Genomic DNA, 16,752 nt, shown 5'->3' with positions numbered 1-16,752 from the left:
CGTCTACCAGCCGAGGGTTTCTTTGAGAAAGGGAATGGTCAGCTTGCGCTGGGCCTGCAGTGAAGCCTGGTCCAACCGCTCGAGCAACTCGAACAGCGCACTCATGCTGCGACTGCCGCGGGTGAGAATGAATCGGCCGACCTCGTCGGTGAGGTGCAGGCCGCGACGCGATGCACGCAATTGCAGGGCACGCAGCTTGTCCTCGTCAGACAGCGATTGCAGCTGGAAGACCAGCGACAAGGTCAGACGCGATTGCAGATCCGGCAGCCGGATCTGCAGTTCGCGCGGCGCAGCGTCGGCGGCAAGCAGCAGGCGCCGACCGGCATCGCGCAGGCGATTGAACAGGTGGAACAGCGCTTCTTCCCAGTCGGCGCGCCCGGCGACCGCCTGCAGGTCATCCAGGCACACCAGTTCGCTCTGCTCCAGGTTGTCCAGTAGCTCCGGACCGTAATCCACCACCTCGGTCAGCGGTAGGTATACCGCCGGCTCGCCGCGCTGCTCGAAGCGCAGGCAGGCGGCCTGCAACAGATGGCTACGCCCCACCCCCTCGCCACCCCAGAGGTAGATCAGGCTCTCCGTCCAGCCGGCATCGGCCTCGCAGAGACGCTCGACATAGCCGAGGGCCGCGGCATTGGCGCCGGGATAATAGTTGGCGAAGGTGGCGTCGTCGCGTAGACGCACCCCGAGAGGGAGCTGGATAGGTGTCATGCCGGGCTGGGCGGCTCCTCGGAACCGCCGGAAGACTCTCCGTAAAGTTCGGAAAGTTTATACAAATCATGCACGTGGCGCAGCAGGACCATGATTACCGCGGCCACCGGCAGCGCCAGCAGCACGCCGGTGAAGCCGAACAGCTGGCCGCCCGCGAGGATCGCAAAAATCACCGCCACCGGATGCAGGCCGATGCGATCGCCCACCAGCATGGGGGTGAGCAGCATGCCCTCGAGCAACTGCCCGACGGTGAATACCACCGCCACGCCGATCAGCGGATACAGCGCCTCGCCGCCGAACTGGAACAGCACCGCCGCAACAGCCGAGCCGATGCCGACCACGAACCCCATGTAGGGCACGATGCTGGCGACGCCGGCCAGTAGGCCGATCAACAGCCCCAGCTCCACGCCGACCAGCATCAGGCCTGTCGAATAGATCACCGCCAGCGCCAGCATCACCAGCATCTGGCCGCGCAGGAAGGCGCCCAGTACCTCATGGCATTCGCCGAGCAGGCGCACTACTACGCCCTCGCGGCGACGCGGCAGCAAGCCGCGCAGCTTGGCCATGATGATGTCCCAGTCGCGCAGCAGGTAGAAGCTGACCACCGGGATCAGCATCAGGTTGCCCAGCCAGGCCAGCAATGCCAGGCCCGAGGCGGTGGCCTGCGAAACCACGAGACCAAGCAGATCGCCGGTCTTGCCCAGTTGCCCGGAAAGACTCGTCTTGAGCTGGTCGAAGCGCCAGAAACCCTCCGCCAGGCCGAGCTTGACCTGCAGCCAGGGCAAGGCACCGTGCTGCAGCCAGTCGAGCAGCTGCGGGACAAGCTGGTACAGGCGCATCAATTGCTTGCCCAGCATCGGCAACAACACCAGCAGGGCGATCAGGAAAGCCAGGGTGAACACGCCGAACACCAGCACCACGCCCCAGATACGCGGCACCCGGCGCACCTCCAGGCGATCCACCAGCGGATCGCCCAGATAGGCGATCAACAGCCCGATGAGGAACGGCGAGAGGATCGGGGTCAGCAGGTAGACCAGCCAGCCAGCGAACAACAGGCCGGCCAACCAAAGCCAGCGATGGGAGTCGGACATTTCTTATCCTTGCAGACGTGCCGAATGGAATTTCCGGGCCCAGGCCCATACATATTGCAGGCCGCTAACCACGGTGGCCGCCAGCACCAGGAACACCAGCAACCGCACCGCATTGCTCCAGGCCGGCAGCACGCTCATCTGCAGCAGAACGACGACGATCAGCAGCATCTGCAGCAGGGTGGATAGCTTGCCCAGCCAGCTCGGACGAAACTCGAACGGGCCGAGCAGCAGGCGGTACATACTGGCCCCGGCGACGATCAGCAGGTCGCGCAGCAGCACCGCGACGGTCAGCCACCAGGGCAGCACCTGGGTAACGGCCAGGCAGACATAGCTGGAGACCAGCAGCAGCTTGTCGGCCAACGGATCGAGAATGGAGCCGAGTCGGCTGGTCCAACCGAAACGACGGGCGAGGAAGCCGTCCAGCGCATCGGAACCACCGGCGACAACGAACAGCACCAACGCCTGGCCGTGGCGCTCGGCCATCAACAGGAAGGCGATCGGCACCGTCAACGCCAGACGCAGGGCAGTCAGCAGATTGGGCAGTTGGCGCAGCATGGCAGTCCTTGTCGAGGCCTCGGCAAGCCCGCAGTTTACGCCGTCTACCAGCGGAAGCGCAGCACCGACTCGCGCGCCGGCTGCAGAGGGGCGTCCGGCGCCGGGGCATCGGCCGGCACTTCCTGCAAGCGCGCCAGCGCTAGTTGGGCACGCAGTTGCTCAGCGCTGGCCTTGACCCGATAGATCAGCCGGGTACCGTCAACCTGCTGCAAGCGTGCGCCGAACGGCTCCAGCAATCGCTCCAGTTCGGCGTAGTGGGTCAGCGTGGCGCCCTCGACCTGCACGGTGAGGCTGTCGGAAGCGGTCTTTGGGACGACGGCGAAGCGTGGCGCCAGGCGCTCGGCCACTGCCAGCAGTACGGCATCGGCAACGGTAGCCTGGTCGACGCCCTCGGCGCTGCCCTGCTCGCGGCTGTCGCCCAGCCAGAGCCGCCACTGCGCGCGCCACTGATCGCCCTCCTGACGGGCATATACGGCGAGCAATGCATCGGCGGCATAGCGGGCGGAGGCCTCGCGCAGCTCGTTCGGCTCGGCCGCGGTGAGGTTGCCGGCGGTGCCGACCAGCTGCTCGTTCAGATCGGCCAGCGGCAGGCGCAGCGGCAGGCCCCGGTGCTCAGCGGCGCGCCGCAGCGGCGCCGCGCTGTCCTGGCCGTCGCCCACCAGATTGCTGCCGCCATTGCCTTCGTTCAGCCACCACGCCAGCAGGGCCGGACGATTGACGCCCCACAACGAGAGCCCGGCCTCGCGCAGACGGTAGTCGGTGGTAGACGGATCGAAATCCACCACCAAGGCGTTGCCCTCATAGCCGTACGTGCTGATCAATTGCTGCGGATCGCGGCGCAATTCCGCCACTGTCGGGTTCTGCGCCGCCGCGCTGCTGCCGGTCAACCGCACCACCAGGGTATCCAAGGCCCGCTGCAAGGCCTGGTCGCGCTCCTCCGGCGTCTGGTTGGCGACCGCCTCGCGCACTTGGTAGAGCCCGTTGACCGGCTCGGCAAGAGCCGGCAGGGCAAGCAGCGACAGGCAAAGGATCAGCAGACGGGAAATGGGAGGCATGATGGGTTCTCGGGAGACTTGCAGCGGCAAAGGGGTATACCTTAAACAGCCGTCCGTCACCCGGCAACCGTGGCCGCAGGATGTGCCCGCCGGCGCGATAGCGCCTTGGTGGCCGCTGCCGGGCAAGCCTGATAAAATCGCGCGCCTTCGCCGACCGGCGCGCGCCGCCCCGGTCGACCTCCGACTTCCCCCTCAAAGGCCTGGATTATGAGCAAGCAACCCTCCCTCAGCTACAAGGACGCCGGTGTCGACATCGACGCCGGCGAAGCCCTGGTCGAACGCATCAAGGGCGTGGCCAAGCGCACCGCGCGGCCTGAGGTGATGGGCGGCCTGGGCGGCTTCGGCGCCCTCTGCGAAATCCCGGCCGGCTACAAGCAGCCGGTGCTGGTGTCCGGCACCGACGGTGTCGGCACCAAGCTGCGCCTGGCGCTGAATCTGAACAAGCATGACAGCATCGGCCAGGACCTGGTCGCCATGTGCGTCAACGACCTGGTGGTCTGCGGTGCCGAGCCGCTGTTCTTCCTCGACTACTATGCCACCGGCAAGCTCAACGTCGACGTGGCCGCCACCGTGGTCACCGGCATCGGCGCCGGCTGCGAACTGGCTGGCTGCTCCCTGGTCGGCGGCGAGACCGCCGAAATGCCCGGCATGTACGAAGGCGAAGACTACGACCTGGCCGGCTTCTGTGTCGGCGTGGTGGAAAAGGCCGAGATCATCGACGGCTCGAAAGTCGCTAACGGCGACGCCCTGATCGCCCTGCCCTCCTCCGGTCCGCACTCCAACGGCTATTCGCTGATCCGCAAGATCATCGAAGTCTCCGGTGCCGATATCGAAAGCGTGAAGCTCGACGACAAGCCCCTGGCTGACCTGCTGATGGCGCCGACGCGCATCTACGTCAAGCCGCTGCTGAAGCTGATCAAGGACACCGGCGCGGTCAAGGCCATGGCCCACATCACCGGCGGCGGCCTGCTGGACAACATTCCGCGCGTGCTGCCGGAAGGCGCCCAGGCCGTGATCGACGTGGCCAGCTGGACCCGGCCGGCAGTATTCGACTGGCTGCAGGAGAAGGGCAACGTCGACGAGCACGAGATGCACCGCGTACTCAACTGCGGCGTCGGTATGGTTATCTGCGTGGCCCAGGACCAGGTCGAGTCCGCCCTGGCCAACCTGCGCGCCTCCGGCGAACAACCCTGGGTCATCGGCCATATCGCCCAGGCCGGCGAAGGCGCGACCCAGGTCCAGCTGAACAACCTGAAAACCCATTGATGACCGACGCCTGCAATGTGGTCGTGCTGATTTCGGGGTCCGGCAGTAACCTGCAGGCCCTGATCGACAGCCAGGCCGAGGACAATCCTCTGCGCATCCGCGCGGTGATCTCCAACCGCGCCGATGCCTATGGCCTGACCCGCGCCGAGAACGCCGGCATTTCGACCCTGGTGCTCGATCACAAGGCCTTCAGCGACCGCGAGTCGTTCGACCAGGCGCTAATGGAAGCGATCGACGCATGCGATCCGCAGTTGGTGGTGCTGGCCGGCTTCATGCGCATCCTCACCCCGGCCTTCGTACGCCACTACCAGGGCCGCCTGCTGAACATCCACCCGTCGTTGCTGCCCAAGTACAAAGGTCTGCACACCCACCAGCGCGCACTGGAAGCCGGCGATCTTGAACACGGCTGCAGCGTGCATTTCGTCACCGAGGAACTCGATGGCGGGCCGCTGGCGGTGCAGGCAATCGTCCAGGTACAGCCCGGTGACACGCCGGAAAACCTGGCCATGCGAGTGCACGCCCAGGAGCACCGGATTTATCCGCTGGCCGTGCGCTGGTTCGCCGAGGGCCGCCTGCGCCTCGGTGAGCAAGGAGCCTTGCTGGATGGCCAGCCGTTGCCGGCCACCGGCCATTTGATTCGAACCTAGGAGAGTTTATGCGCCGCGCCATGCTGTTCGCCCTGGCCCTGCTGGCCCTACCGGTCCAGGCTTTCGAACCGAAACCCTTCTCCGCCAGCTACACCGCCGACTGGAAGCAGTTGCCGGTGAGCGGCACTGCCGAGCGGAGCCTCAAGCACAAGGAAGACGGCCGCTGGGAGCTGAGCTTCGAGGCCGCCATGCTGGTCGCCAGCCTTACCGAGGAAAGCACCTTCCGCATCGAGAACAACGCCTACCTGCCGCTGACCTACCGCCTCAACCGCAGCGGCCTGGGCAAGTCGAAGGAAGTCGAGTACGACTTCGACTGGACCGAAAAACAAGTGATCGGCAGCGATCGCGGTGAACCGGTACGCCTGCAGCTCAACCGAGGCCTGCAAGACAAGTCGACCTACCAGTTGGCACTGCAGCGCGACGTTGCCGACGGCAAGCAGAGCATGAGCTACCAGGTGGTGGACGGCGACGAAATCGACACCTATGACTTCCGCGTGCTCGGCGAGGAAGTGGTGCGCACCAAGGCCGGCCTGATCGACGCACTCAAGGTCGAGCGCGTGCGCGATCCGGGCCAGAGCAACCGCAAGACCGTGCTCTGGTTCGCCAAGGACTGGGACTACCTGCTGGTGCGTCTGCATCAGGTGGAAAAGGACGGCAAGGAATACCAGATCATGCTCGAGGAAGGCGAAGTCGACGGCAAACCCGTCTCAGGTCGCCGAGACTGAGCGACAGTACCGCACGAAGCCGGGCTTGCCCGGCTTTTTCTTGCCCGCGATTCAGGCGACGCTCTGGTGCTCGCGGCAGATCAATCCGGCCTCACGGGGCTCCAGCGGCTCCTCCGTCAGCCCACAGAACGAGCCGTCCTCGCTCTGGCGATGAAAACGGCAATGCCTGCACAGACCGAAGCCCGGCAGGTCATGACGGCGCTGGATACCCCTCAACAGCCGATCGAGCAGCCGCACCAGGTGCAGGGCCTCTTCTCCCATGTCGTCCACCGCTTCGCGGATGAACTGCGGCGGGATCAAGGTATCCACCAGCGCCTGCCCCTGCGGGGTCAACTGCAGGTGCACGCTGCGCTTGTCCCGCGGATCAGGTTGCTTGTCGATCAGCCCCTTGGCCTCCAGCGCCTTGAGCGATTGCGAGACCGTGCCCTTGGTCAGTCCAAGGTACTCGGTCACCGCCAGCGGCGTATTCGAGTAGCGGTTGCATTGGGCCAGGTACTGCAAGGCGCTGACATGGATCGGCTGCAGGTCGGCCAGCAGCGGATGTTCGCGGGACCAGACCCGCATCAGGCTGGTCAGGCGCTCCAGATAGTCGTAGAGAACGGTCGCGGTCATGGATTTACCTCCGCCAAGATAGTATCGAATAAAAACCATATTGACAAAAAACGGAGATCCGCACTACCTTGATATTGTATCGATTCGATACTTAATTTCATTCAAGGAGAAGATCATGACCCATGCCCGTTACTACCATGCCGGCTGCCCCGTGTGTCTGGACGCCGAGCAGAACCTGCTGCCCCTGCTGGATGCACAGAAGGTCGAGGTGGAAATCGTTCACCTGGGGCAGCAACCGGAGCGGCTGGGCGAGGCCGAGCGCGCCGGCGTGCAGTCGGTTCCCGCCCTGCTGGTGGATGGCCAGGTGCTGCACCTGAACTTCGGCGCTGCGCTCAGCGCGTTGAAATAGGGAGGCAGCCATGGAAGTGCAGGTATTCGATACCCACGTACATACCTGGGATGGCCGTTACCTGCACTTCGATGTGCTGGTGCAAGCCGGCCCGGCCGACCGGGCCGAGCGCTATGCTCGACAGTGGCTGGCGAACCGCGGCATCGAAGAGATCGATATCGAACAGAGCCAGTGCCGTTTTTGCCATCGCGAAAGCGCATCGCCAGCGGTTATCGAGACCATTCACCGCCAGGGACATTTCGTTCTGCCGCTGGAGGGTTGCTGAGGAGGCTAAATGAGCGACTATCGGCCACTGGCCTGCGACCTGCACGACTATCTGGAGATCGCCTGCCTGCATCGCTACCGGCTCTGGATCGAACTGCATGATGCAGCGCCGTTGGAGGCGGACGCACTGGACACCCAGACCGATGCCAGCAAGGAGGAGTTTCTTATCGTCGAGACCGAGGGCAAGCGCCTGAGGCTGCGCCTCGATCGGCTTCGAGCCATCACGCCCTGCTCCGCCGGCGCGTGCTTTGCGCGGATCGAACTGGCCGAAGAGCGCTGACAGAAAAAAGCCGGGCGATGCCCGGCTGTTTTTTCAGACGCCAACACGGCTACCACATCAGGTCGTCAGGCACCTGATAGGCCGCGTAGGGATCGTCGGCATCCGGCGCTTCCTTCGGCGTGTTCAACAGCACGATGCGGCGCGGGTCGCGCTCCTGGATACGCAACGCTGCTTCGCGCGGCACCACCTCGTAGCCGCCGCCATGGCGAACGATGGCCAGCGAGCCGCTGCTCAGCTTGTCGCGCATGAGGTTGTTCACCGACAGGCGCTTGACCTTCTTTTCGTCGACGAAGTTGTAGTAGTCCTCGGTAGTCAGCTTTGGCAGGCGGCTGTGCTCGATGAGCTGCTTGATTTGGGCGGCGCGCGCCTTCTGCTCGGCCTTTTCCTGTTGCTGGCGGTTCAGTTCCTGGTCGCGGGCAAGCTTCTCGGCCTGGGCCTGGAGCGCGGCCTGGCGCTGCGAATCGTCCTTCTCGACCTGGCCCTTCTTTTCCAGGCGCTGTTGCTTCTGCTTCTGCTTGCCAGCCTGCTTGGCCTGCTTTTCATTGACCAGCCCGGCTTTGAGCAGCTGGTCTCGGAGGGAAAGGCTCATAACTGTCCTACGTGTTCAAAAGAGGTTAAAGGGCGCGACGCCGGTTCAGCGGCCACAACCGAGCGCATCTTTCTCCCGGCGCTTGGCTTCGCCCCAGAGCGCATCCAGTTCTTCGAGGGCGCAATCTTCCATGGCCCGACCCGCTTCGCGCAATGCCTGTTCGATGAAACGGAAGCGCCGCTCGAACTTGCCATTGGCGGCGCGCAGCGCAGTCTCCGGGTCGACCTTCAGGTGCCGGGCCAGATTGGTGACCACGAACAACAGGTCGCCGACTTCCTCGGCCACCGCCTCGGGATCGTTCTCGCTCATGGCTTCCAGCACCTCATCCAGCTCCTCGCGCAGCTTGTCCACCACCGGCAGGGCTTCCGGCCAGTCGAAGCCGACCTGGGCCGCGCGCTTCTGCAACTTGACCGCCCGCGACAGCGCCGGCAATGCCATGGGTACGTCGTCGAGCAACGACAACTGCTCCGGCACGCCGGCTTTTTCCGCACGCTCCTCGGCCTTGAGCTCTTCCCAGCGCTGCTTGACCGCAGCTTCCTCCAGCCTCGCAGCATCCGGCGCACCATACAGGTCACCGTCGGGAAAGACATGGGGATGACGGCGGATCAGTTTGCGGGTGATGCCGTCGACCACGGCGGCGAACTCGAAGCGCCCCTCCTCCCTGGCCAGTTGGCTGTAGTAGACGACCTGGAACAACAGGTCGCCCAGCTCGCCGGGCAGGTGCTCGAAGTCGCCACGCTCGATGGCGTCGGCTACTTCGTACGCCTCTTCTATGGTGTAGGGCACGATGGTCGCGTAGGACTGCTTGAGGTCCCAGGGACAGCCATGTTGCGGATCGCGCAGGCGGGCCATCAAGTGCAGCAGGTCGTCGAGTCGGTACATGGAAACTCCTAGGCTGCAAACCACAAGCTACAAGCCGCAAGAACGAACGGCACACCGCTATTTGCTTGCAGCTTGTCGCTCGAGCATTGCCGCTCAATTGGCACGATTGCGCTTGGCCTCGATGATATTGGGTAACTGCGAGATGCGCGCCAGCAGGCGGCCGAGGGCGTCCAGCCCGGGAATCTCGATGGTCAGCGACATCAGCGCGGTGCTGTCTTCCTTGTTCGAGCGAGTATTCACCGCCAGCACATTGATGCGCTCGTTGAGCAACACCTGGGAGACATCGCGCAGCAGGCCGGACCGGTCGTAGGCCCGAATGACGATATCCACCGGATAGGTCTGTACCGGCACCGGCCCCCAGCTGACCTGGATCATGCGCTCTGGCTCGCGGCCGGCCAGCTGCAGCACCGAGGCGCAGTCCTGGCGGTGAATGCTGACGCCGCGCCCCTGGGTGATGTAGCCGACGATCGGGTCCCCGGGCAGCGGCTGGCAGCAGCCGGCCATCTGCGTGAGCAGGTTGCCGACGCCCTGGATCTGGATGTCGCCGCGCTTGCCCGGCTTGTGCTGGCTGGCGCGCCGGGGAATCAGCTCCAGTTGCTCGGTACTGCGGTCGGGCTCCACCAGCTGCTGGGCCAGATTGACCAGATGGGCCAGGCGCAGGTCGCCGGCACCGAGCGCGGCGAACATGTCTTCGGCCGCCTTGAGATTGGATTTTTCCGCCAGTTTGGCGAAGTCCACCGGCGGCAGGCCAAGGCGATTCAGCTCGCGCTCGAGCAGGGTCTTGCCGGCGGCGACGTTCTGGTCGCGGGCCTGCAGCTTGAACCAATGGACAATCTTCGCCCGCGCCCGCGAGGTGGTGATGTAGCCGAGGTTGGGGTTCAGCCAGTCGCGGCTCGGCGAGCCGTGCTTGCTGGTGATGATGTCCACCTGCTCGCCGGTCTGCAGGCTGTAGTTGAGCGGCACGATGCGACCGTTGACCTTGGCGCCGCGGCAGCCGTGGCCGATCTCGGTGTGCACGCGGTAGGCGAAGTCCAGCGGCGTGGCACCCTTGGGCAGGTCGATGGCGTGGCCGTCGGGGGTGAACACGTAGACCCGGTCCGGCTCGATATCCACGCGCAGCTGCTCGGCCAGGCCGCCGATATCGCCCAGTTCTTCATGCCATTCGAGCACCTGGCGCAACCAGGAGATTTTCTCTTCGTAGTGATCGGAGCTGGATTTGACGTCGGTGCCCTTGTAGCGCCAGTGGGCGCACACGCCCAGTTCGGCTTCCTCATGCATGGCGTGGGTGCGGATCTGCACTTCCAGCACCTTGCCGTCCGGGCCGATCACCGCGGTGTGCAGCGAGCGGTAGCCATTTTCCTTGGGGTTGGCGATGTAGTCGTCGAACTCCTTGGGAATGTGCCGCCAGCGGGTATGCACGATGCCCAGCGCGGTATAGCAATCGCGCATTTCCGGCACCAGCACACGCACCGCCCGCACGTCGTAGATCTGGCTGAACTCCAGGCCCTTGCGCTGCATCTTGCGCCAGATGGAATAGATGTGCTTGGCCCGGCCGCTGATATCGGCCTTGATACCGGCGTCGCTGAGTTCGTCCTTGAGCTGCTGGACCACGTCGGCGATGTACTGTTCGCGGTCGAGCCGGCGCTCGTGCAACAGCTTGGCAATCTGCTTGTACTGATCGGGCTCGAGGTAGCGGAAGGACAGGTCCTCCAGCTCCCACTTGATGTGGCCGATGCCCAGACGGTGGGCCAGCGGTGCATAGATGTCGAACACTTCGCGGGCCACCCGGTGGCGCTTCTCGTCGTCGGTGTCCTTCACCGCGCGGATTGCGCAGGTGCGCTCGGCCAGCTTGATCAGCGCGACGCGCACATCGTCGACCATCGCCACCAGCATCTTGCGCAGGTTTTCCACCTGGGCCTGGGTGCCCAGCACCATGGATTCGCGAGGGTTGAGGCTGGCGCTGATGGCGGCCATACGCAGCACACCTTCGATCAGCTTGGCCACCACCAGGCCGAAGCGCTGGCTGGCGGTCTCCAGCGGAATCTTGCCCTCGCGCACGCCGCGGTAGATCACTGCGGCGATCAGCGAGTCCTGGTCGAGCTTGAGATCGGCGAGGATCTCGGCGATCTCCAGGCCGGTCTGGAAACTGGAATTGCCCTCGGCCCAGATATTCTGCGCGGCGTTGGCCTGCTCTTCGGCCTCGCGGGCGAACTCGCAGGCTTCCTTCAGAGCCTCTCGGTCGAGCACCGGATCCATGCCCAGCACGTGATCCAGCCACGCTTCCAAGTTGATGCTGCCGTCGGTATTGATCGGCTGCTGCGCTCTCACCTGTACCATGCTGCTTACCCCTGCGGTGCCGGCCTTCTCTGGGCCGGTCGAAATTTAAGCGGGCAACTCCTTGCCCACATACTGCGACCCAGCGAGCCGGGCCCGCCGCCCGATCCAGCCACCAGGGGCCGGATCAGGAGGTCGCCTCAAAAAGTGCCATGGCCTCGACATGGGCTGTTTGCGGGAACATGTCGAGGATGCCGGCGCGGCGCAACCGATACCCCTGGCGGGCCAGCTCGGCCGCATCCCGCGCCAGGGTCGCCGGGTTGCACGATACGTACAGAACCCGCTTGGCACCCAGCTCCCTCAGGTGCTGTACCGCCTCCCAGGCGCCGTCGCGCGGCGGGTCCAGCAGTACCGCGGCGAAGCCTTGGCGAGCCCAGGGGGCGTCGGCCAGCGGCTTCGACAAGTCGGCCTGGAAAAAGTGCGCATTGCCCAAGCCGTTGCGCTCGGCATTGCCGCGAGCCCGCTCGACCATCGTCTGTACGCCTTCCACGGCCACCACCTCACGGACCTGACGGGCCAGCGGCAAGGCGAAGTTACCGAGGCCACAGAATAGGTCCAGTATCCGCTCATGGGGCTGGGGCGCCAGCCATTCCAGCGCCTGGGCGACCATCGCCTGGTTCACTGGCGCGTTGACCTGAATGAAGTCGCCGGGGCGATAGTCCAGTTCGATATCCCACGGCTCCAGGCGATAGGCCAAGCGTAGCCCGGCCTCCAGCGGTTGCGGCTCGCCCGCCCCCTGCAACCACAACTGGGCCTGCTGTTCGGCGCAGAACGCCACCAGCCGCTGCCTGTCGGCCTCCGGCAGCGCGGCGGTATGCCGCACCAACAGGGCGTTAGCCGTACCGCTGAACAGTTCGACATGCCCAATGGCCTGCGGCTTGTGCAGCGCACGCAGTACCGACGGCAACGCGCGGACAATCGGCTGCAAAGGCTGTACCAGCACCTGGCATTCATCGATGTCGACAATCGCCTGGCTGGCGGCGGCACGGAAACCAACCTGCAACCGTGCAGCCTCGGCATCCCAGCGCACCGCCAGGCGCGCGCGTCGGCGATAGGCGAACTCCGGGCCGACCAGCGGAGGCGCCCACTCGTCCGGCACCAGATCGGCGAAACGCGCCAATTGTTCGGCCAGGCTGCGCTGTTTCAGGGCAAGCTGGTCGGCGTGAGGCACATGCTGCAGGGTACAGCCGCCACATTGGCGCGCATGGGGACAGGGTTCGGCCCGGCGCAACGGGCTGGCAACGAGAATCCGCTCGGCGCGCGCCTCGACCACCTGGCTGCGCGCCGCGAGCACGCGGGCATCGACCTGCTCCTGCGGCAAGGCGCCGGTGACGAACCAGGTGCGCCCTTCATGAAAGGCGATGCCACGACCGTCGTTGGCCAGGCGCTCGACGGTCAGCCGCTGCTTCTTGCCGACCGGCAACTGCGCCGCCCGCGCGCCGCCACTCGGCTGGAAGCGCAGGCCGGAGGTGCGCTTAGCCATCGATGGCCTCCACACCGCCCGGATCGCAAGGCGACAACATCCGGGCTGGATCATGCTGGTTCATGGCTAATGCTCGGGTACTTCGTAGACACCGGTGGACAGGTAGCGGTCGCCGCGATCGCAGATGATCGCCACGATCACCGCATTCTCGACCTCGCGGGACAGGCGCAAGGCCGCCGCCACTGCACCGCCGGACGAAACGCCGCAGAAGATGCCCTCTTCGCGGGCCAGCCGGCGCATGACATCCTCAGCCTCGGCCTGGGCCATGTCGACGATACGGTCGACCCGCTCGGCCTGGTAGATCTTCGGCAGGTACTCCTGCGGCCAACGGCGAATGCCGGGAATCGCCGCGCCTTCCATCGGCTGCAGGCCGACGATCTGAATAGCCGGGTTCTGCTCCTTGAGGTAACGCGACACGCCCATGATGGTGCCGGTGGTGCCCATGGAGCTGATGAAGTGGGTGATGCTGCCCTGGGTCTGGCGCCAGATCTCCGGACCGGTACCGACATAGTGGGCCTCGGGGTTGTCGCCGTTGCCGAACTGGTCGAGCACCTTGCCACGACCGCCGCGCTGCAGGCTTTCGGCCAGGTCGCGGGCACCTTCCATGCCCTCCTCGCGGGATACCAGCACCAGCTCGGCACCATAGGCGGTCATCGCCGCCTTGCGCTCGGCGCTCATGTTGTCGGGCATGATCAGGATCATCTTGTAGCCCTTGATGGCCGCTGCCATGGCCAGGGCGATGCCGGTATTGCCGGAGGTGGCTTCGATCAGGGTGTCGCCGGGGCGGATCTCGCCGCGCAACTCGGCACGGGTGATCATCGACAGCGCCGGGCGGTCCTTTACCGAGCCGGCCGGGTTGTTGCCTTCCAGCTTGACCAGCAGGGTATTTGAGGTTTCCCCGGGCAAGCGTTGCAGGCGGACCAGCGGGGTGTTGCCGACGCAATCGGCGATGGAGGGAAATTGCGGGATCATGATGGCGCTTCGCAATCCGGGCAGCGGGAAAGGATGACTATGATAGCGGCAAACCGGCACGCGTCATAAGCGCCGATGGCCATAACCCGGCCACGCGGTGCGCTGTCGCCGGCTCAGGGCAGCCGCTACACTGCCGGCCTGAACCCTAAAGAAGCATTTCGGGAGCGTCTCGTGTTCAAGGATCTCGGCATCAAAGGCCGCGTACTCATGCTGACCCTGCTGCCCACCAGCCTGCTGGCGCTGGTGCTCGGCGTCTATTTCATCTGGGCGCAGCTATCCGACTTGCAGACGCAACTCCTGCAGCGCGGCGAAATGGTCGCCGAACAGCTGGCACCGCTGGCCGCCCCGCCCCTCATCCAGGGCAACCCGGAGCTGCTCAAGCGCATCGCCCAGGAAGCCCTCGAGCAACCGGATGTGCGCTCGGTGACCTTTCTCAACGCTGATCGCGCCCGCCTCGCCCACGCCGGGCCGAACATGATCAACCCCCAGCCCATGGGCGACGGCGGCACTTCGGTACATGTCAGTAGCCGCGATGCGACCCGCTTCCTGCTGCCGGTGCTGGGCTACCATGCCAGCCTGACCGACGAGACCATCGACTCCGACAACGAACGCCTGCTCGGCTGGGTCGAGCTGGAACTGTCGCACCAGGGCACCTTGTTGCGCGGTTATCGCAGCCTGTTCGCCAGCCTTCTGCTGATCGTCACCGGGCTGGCGGTCACCGCCCTGCTGGCGCTGCGCATGAGCCGCAGCATCAACGAGCCATTGCGACGCATCAAGCAGGGGGTGGCCCAGCTCAAGGACGGCAATCTGGAAACCCGCCTGCCCGCCCTCGGCAGCCACGAACTGGATGAGCTGGCCTCCGGTATCAATCGCATGGCCGAGGCTCTGCAGAACGCGCAGGAAGAGCTGCAGCACAGCATCGACCAGGCCACCGAGGACGTGCGCCAGAACCTGGAAACCATCGAGATCCAGAACATCGAGCTGGACCTGGCGCGCAAGGAAGCCCTGGAGGCAAGCCGCATCAAGTCCGAGTTCCTCGCCAACATGAGCCACGAGATCCGCACCCCGCTCAACGGCATCCTCGGCTTTACCAACCTGCTGCAGAAGAGCGCCCTGAGCCCGCGCCAGCAGGACTACCTGAATACCATCGGCAAGTCCGCCGACAACCTGCTGGCGATCATCAACGAGGTGCTCGACTTCTCCAAGATCGAGGCCGGCAAGCTGGTGCTGGAGAGCATTCCATTCAACCTGCGCGACCTGCTGCAGGACAGCCTGACCATGCTCGCCCCGGCGGCCCACGCCAAGCACCTGGAACTGGTCAGCCTGATCTATCGCGACACGCCGCTGTCGCTGGTCGGCGACCCGCTGCGCCTCAAGCAGGTGCTGACCAACCTGCTGAGCAACGCCATCAAGTTCACCCGCGAAGGCACCATCGTGCTGCGCGCCATGCTCGAGGACGAGCGCAGCGACCGCGCGCAGCTACGCATCAGCGTGCAGGACACCGGCGTCGGCCTTTCCGAAGAAGACCTGCGCTCGCTGTTCCAGGCGTTCAGCCAGGCTGACAACTCCCTCAGCCGCCAGGCTGGCGGGACCGGCCTCGGCCTGGTGATTTCCAAGCGCCTGGTGGAACAGATGGGCGGTGAAATCGGCGTCACCAGCACGCCCGGCGAAGGCTCGGAATTCTGGATCAGCCTCAGCCTGCCGCGCGCCCGCGACGACGCCGAGGATCAGCCGCGCGCACCGCTGCTCGGCCGCCGGGTGGCGGTGCTGGAGTACCACGAACTGGCGCGCCAGGCCCTGCAGCACCAGTTGGAGGATTGCGGCCTGCAAGTTGTGCACTGCGGCGATCCGGAGCAGATGCTGCGCAGCGTCGCCGCGGCCCGCAACAGCGGACAGCCGATCGAACTGGCAGTGCTCGGCATCACCTGCGCCGAGCTGCCGCCGGAGCGCCTGAACCAGTTGGTCTGGGACCTGGAGCGCCACGACTGCAAGTGCCTGATCTTCTGCCCCACCACCGAACAGGCGCTCTACCACGAAGCCCTGCCGGAACTGCACGGCCAGTTGCAGGCCAAGCCGGCCTGCACCCGCAAGCTGCAGCGCAGCCTGACCGACCTGATCCAGCCCGCGCAGCCCCGCGCCGAAGGCGAACGCCCGCTGGCGGGGCGCGCACCGCACCTGCTATGCGTCGACGACAACCCGGCCAACCTGCTGCTGGTAAAGACCCTGCTCAACGACATGGGCGCCCAGGTCAGCGCGGTGGACAACGGCCAGGCGGCAGTGCAAGCGGTGCAGAAGGAGCATTTCGACCTGGTTTTCATGGACGTACAGATGCCCGGCATGGACGGCCGGCAGACCACCGAGGCGATCCGTCGCTGGGAAGCCGAGCAGGGCCAGGAGCCGCTGCCGATCATCGCCCTCACCGCCCACGCCCTGGCCAACGAAAAACGTGCCCTGCTGCAGGGCGGGATGGACGGTTACCTGACCAAGCCGATCAACGAACGGCAACTGGCTCAGGTGGTGCTCAAGTGGACCGGCCTGTCGCTGAGCAGCCACGGCCCCGAGCGTGTTTTGGAGGAAAGCCCGCCCACGGCCACGCAGCTCAAGGTACTGGACCAGGCGGAAGGGCTGCAATTAGCCGCTGGCAAGGCCGACCTGGCCGCCGACATGCTGGCGATGCTGCTCGCCTCGCTGGAAGCCGACCGCGCTGCGATCCGCCAGGCCCGCGATAGCGGCGACCGCTCCGCACTGATCGAGCGGGTCCATCGCCTGCACGGCGCCACTCGCTACTGCGGCGTACCGCAGTTGCGTGCTGCCTGCCAGCGTAGCGAAACGCTGCTGAAGCAGGACGACCCCGCCGCCAGAGCCGCGCTGGACGACCTCGACGCCGCCATAGAGCGCCTGGCCAACGAGGCCTCCGCCCACGCCTGATTCCACAGGGAG

17 protein-coding genes are annotated in these 16,752 nt (G+C 65.4%); 7 read left to right on the top strand and 10 right to left on the bottom strand.

Annotated elements, in window-relative coordinates; all coding sequences use genetic code 11:
* Positions 1-3: 3 nt before the first annotated feature.
* The 4 genes from hda to ACWKV7_RS19310 are packed head-to-tail and all read right to left on the bottom strand — an operon-like array spanning position 4 to position 3,409.
* On the bottom strand, positions 4-708 hold the full coding sequence (gene hda / locus ACWKV7_RS19325; protein WP_483859325.1) for a DnaA regulatory inactivator Hda: 705 nt from the start codon (positions 706-708) through the stop codon (positions 4-6).
* Complete coding sequence (locus ACWKV7_RS19320; RefSeq protein ID WP_483859324.1) at positions 705-1,799, bottom strand: AI-2E family transporter; 1,095 nt, start codon at positions 1,797-1,799, stop codon at positions 705-707. Before ACWKV7_RS19320 ends, hda begins: the two co-directional genes overlap by 4 nt.
* Before the next feature lie 3 nt (positions 1,800-1,802).
* Positions 1,803-2,354 (bottom strand): CDP-alcohol phosphatidyltransferase family protein, encoded by a 552-nt coding sequence (locus ACWKV7_RS19315; RefSeq protein WP_483859323.1) that lies wholly within the window; start codon positions 2,352-2,354, stop codon positions 1,803-1,805.
* Between the two features lie 44 nt (positions 2,355-2,398).
* Positions 2,399-3,409, bottom strand: a complete 1,011-nt coding sequence (locus ACWKV7_RS19310; RefSeq protein WP_483859322.1) for a DUF2066 domain-containing protein — start codon at positions 3,407-3,409, stop codon at positions 2,399-2,401.
* Between the two features lie 207 nt (positions 3,410-3,616).
* Between ACWKV7_RS19310 and purM the strand changes: the two genes are divergently transcribed.
* Genes purM through ACWKV7_RS19295 form a run of 3 tightly spaced genes read left to right on the top strand, consistent with a single transcriptional unit; the run spans position 3,617 to position 6,047 of the window.
* On the top strand, positions 3,617-4,675 hold the full coding sequence (gene purM, locus ACWKV7_RS19305) for a phosphoribosylformylglycinamidine cyclo-ligase (protein WP_483859321.1): 1,059 nt from the start codon (positions 3,617-3,619) through the stop codon (positions 4,673-4,675).
* The gene (gene purN, locus ACWKV7_RS19300; RefSeq protein WP_483859320.1) at positions 4,675-5,322 is read left to right on the top strand and encodes a phosphoribosylglycinamide formyltransferase; all 648 of its coding nucleotides are present in this window, start codon (positions 4,675-4,677) and stop codon (positions 5,320-5,322) included. The genes purM and purN overlap by 1 nt, the downstream gene beginning before the upstream one ends.
* An 8-nt stretch (positions 5,323-5,330) precedes the next feature.
* Positions 5,331-6,047, top strand: coding sequence for a DUF3108 domain-containing protein (locus ACWKV7_RS19295; RefSeq protein ID WP_483859319.1), 717 nt, complete (start codon positions 5,331-5,333; stop codon positions 6,045-6,047).
* 51 nt (positions 6,048-6,098) lie between these two features.
* Here the strand turns inward: ACWKV7_RS19295 and ACWKV7_RS19290 are convergent, their stop codons facing one another.
* Positions 6,099-6,659: a MarR family winged helix-turn-helix transcriptional regulator gene (locus ACWKV7_RS19290; protein ID WP_483859318.1), complete on the bottom strand. Its 561-nt coding sequence runs from the start codon at positions 6,657-6,659 to the stop codon at positions 6,099-6,101.
* 115 nt (positions 6,660-6,774) lie between these two features.
* On the opposite strand from ACWKV7_RS19290, the gene ACWKV7_RS19285 reads away from it, so the two are divergent.
* Genes ACWKV7_RS19285 through ACWKV7_RS19275 form a run of 3 tightly spaced genes read left to right on the top strand, consistent with a single transcriptional unit; the run spans position 6,775 to position 7,552 of the window.
* A complete protein-coding gene (locus tag ACWKV7_RS19285) occupies positions 6,775-7,008 on the top strand; it encodes a glutaredoxin family protein (protein WP_483859317.1) in 234 nt (77 codons plus the stop codon).
* A 10-nt stretch (positions 7,009-7,018) separates the two neighbouring features.
* A complete protein-coding gene (locus tag ACWKV7_RS19280; protein ID WP_483859316.1) occupies positions 7,019-7,273 on the top strand; it encodes a DUF2024 family protein in 255 nt (84 codons plus the stop codon).
* A 9-nt stretch (positions 7,274-7,282) separates the two neighbouring features.
* Positions 7,283-7,552 (top strand): Rho-binding antiterminator, encoded by a 270-nt coding sequence (locus ACWKV7_RS19275; protein WP_483859315.1) that lies wholly within the window; start codon positions 7,283-7,285, stop codon positions 7,550-7,552.
* Between the two features lie 49 nt (positions 7,553-7,601).
* On the opposite strand, the gene ACWKV7_RS19270 is transcribed toward ACWKV7_RS19275, so the two are convergent.
* The 5 genes from ACWKV7_RS19270 to cysM form a co-directional block, all read right to left on the bottom strand.
* Positions 7,602-8,141, bottom strand: a complete 540-nt coding sequence (locus ACWKV7_RS19270) for a DUF2058 domain-containing protein (RefSeq protein WP_483859314.1) — start codon at positions 8,139-8,141, stop codon at positions 7,602-7,604.
* Positions 8,142-8,186: 45 nt separating this feature from the next.
* Positions 8,187-9,023 (bottom strand): nucleoside triphosphate pyrophosphohydrolase, encoded by an 837-nt coding sequence (gene mazG, locus ACWKV7_RS19265; RefSeq protein WP_483859313.1) that lies wholly within the window; start codon positions 9,021-9,023, stop codon positions 8,187-8,189.
* Positions 9,024-9,116: 93 nt separating this feature from the next.
* The gene (gene relA, locus ACWKV7_RS19260) at positions 9,117-11,360 is read right to left on the bottom strand and encodes a GTP diphosphokinase (RefSeq protein WP_483859312.1); all 2,244 of its coding nucleotides are present in this window, start codon (positions 11,358-11,360) and stop codon (positions 9,117-9,119) included.
* Between the two features lie 124 nt (positions 11,361-11,484).
* Positions 11,485-12,840 (bottom strand): 23S rRNA (uracil(1939)-C(5))-methyltransferase RlmD, encoded by a 1,356-nt coding sequence (gene rlmD, locus ACWKV7_RS19255; protein WP_483859311.1) that lies wholly within the window; start codon positions 12,838-12,840, stop codon positions 11,485-11,487.
* A 66-nt stretch (positions 12,841-12,906) separates the two neighbouring features.
* Positions 12,907-13,812, bottom strand: coding sequence for a cysteine synthase CysM (gene cysM / locus ACWKV7_RS19250; RefSeq protein ID WP_483859310.1), 906 nt, complete (start codon positions 13,810-13,812; stop codon positions 12,907-12,909).
* A gap of 171 nt (positions 13,813-13,983) precedes the next feature.
* Here cysM and ACWKV7_RS19245 point away from each other — a divergent pair, with 171 nt between their 5' ends.
* The gene (locus ACWKV7_RS19245) at positions 13,984-16,740 is read left to right on the top strand and encodes a response regulator (protein ID WP_483859309.1); all 2,757 of its coding nucleotides are present in this window, start codon (positions 13,984-13,986) and stop codon (positions 16,738-16,740) included.
* The last annotated feature ends 12 nt before the right edge of the window (positions 16,741-16,752 follow it).

The organism is Zestomonas ipomoeae (assembly GCF_057128665.1).
The sequence above is the reverse complement of the archived record's forward strand: the minus strand, read 5'-3'. Positions and strand labels throughout refer to the sequence as shown.

Bases quoted from the DNA above. Each gene is read 5' to 3' on its own strand.
- hda (WP_483859325.1), bottom strand. From the start codon at position 708: ATGACACCTATCCAGCTCCCTCTCGGGGTGCGTCTACGCGACGACGCC.
- ACWKV7_RS19320 (WP_483859324.1), bottom strand. From the start codon at position 1,799: ATGTCCGACTCCCATCGCTGGCTTTGGTTGGCCGGCCTGTTGTTCGCT.
- ACWKV7_RS19315 (WP_483859323.1), bottom strand. From the start codon at position 2,354: ATGCTGCGCCAACTGCCCAATCTGCTGACTGCCCTGCGTCTGGCGTTG.
- ACWKV7_RS19310 (WP_483859322.1), bottom strand. From the start codon at position 3,409: ATGCCTCCCATTTCCCGTCTGCTGATCCTTTGCCTGTCGCTGCTTGCC.
- purM (WP_483859321.1), top strand. From the start codon at position 3,617: ATGAGCAAGCAACCCTCCCTCAGCTACAAGGACGCCGGTGTCGACATC.
- purN (WP_483859320.1), top strand. From the start codon at position 4,675: ATGACCGACGCCTGCAATGTGGTCGTGCTGATTTCGGGGTCCGGCAGT.
- ACWKV7_RS19295 (WP_483859319.1), top strand. From the start codon at position 5,331: ATGCGCCGCGCCATGCTGTTCGCCCTGGCCCTGCTGGCCCTACCGGTC.
- ACWKV7_RS19290 (WP_483859318.1), bottom strand. From the start codon at position 6,659: ATGACCGCGACCGTTCTCTACGACTATCTGGAGCGCCTGACCAGCCTG.
- ACWKV7_RS19285 (WP_483859317.1), top strand. From the start codon at position 6,775: ATGACCCATGCCCGTTACTACCATGCCGGCTGCCCCGTGTGTCTGGAC.
- ACWKV7_RS19280 (WP_483859316.1), top strand. From the start codon at position 7,019: ATGGAAGTGCAGGTATTCGATACCCACGTACATACCTGGGATGGCCGT.
- ACWKV7_RS19275 (WP_483859315.1), top strand. From the start codon at position 7,283: ATGAGCGACTATCGGCCACTGGCCTGCGACCTGCACGACTATCTGGAG.
- ACWKV7_RS19270 (WP_483859314.1), bottom strand. From the start codon at position 8,141: ATGAGCCTTTCCCTCCGAGACCAGCTGCTCAAAGCCGGGCTGGTCAAT.
- mazG (WP_483859313.1), bottom strand. From the start codon at position 9,023: ATGTACCGACTCGACGACCTGCTGCACTTGATGGCCCGCCTGCGCGAT.
- relA (WP_483859312.1), bottom strand. From the start codon at position 11,360: ATGGTACAGGTGAGAGCGCAGCAGCCGATCAATACCGACGGCAGCATC.
- rlmD (WP_483859311.1), bottom strand. From the start codon at position 12,840: ATGGCTAAGCGCACCTCCGGCCTGCGCTTCCAGCCGAGTGGCGGCGCG.
- cysM (WP_483859310.1), bottom strand. From the start codon at position 13,812: ATGATCCCGCAATTTCCCTCCATCGCCGATTGCGTCGGCAACACCCCG.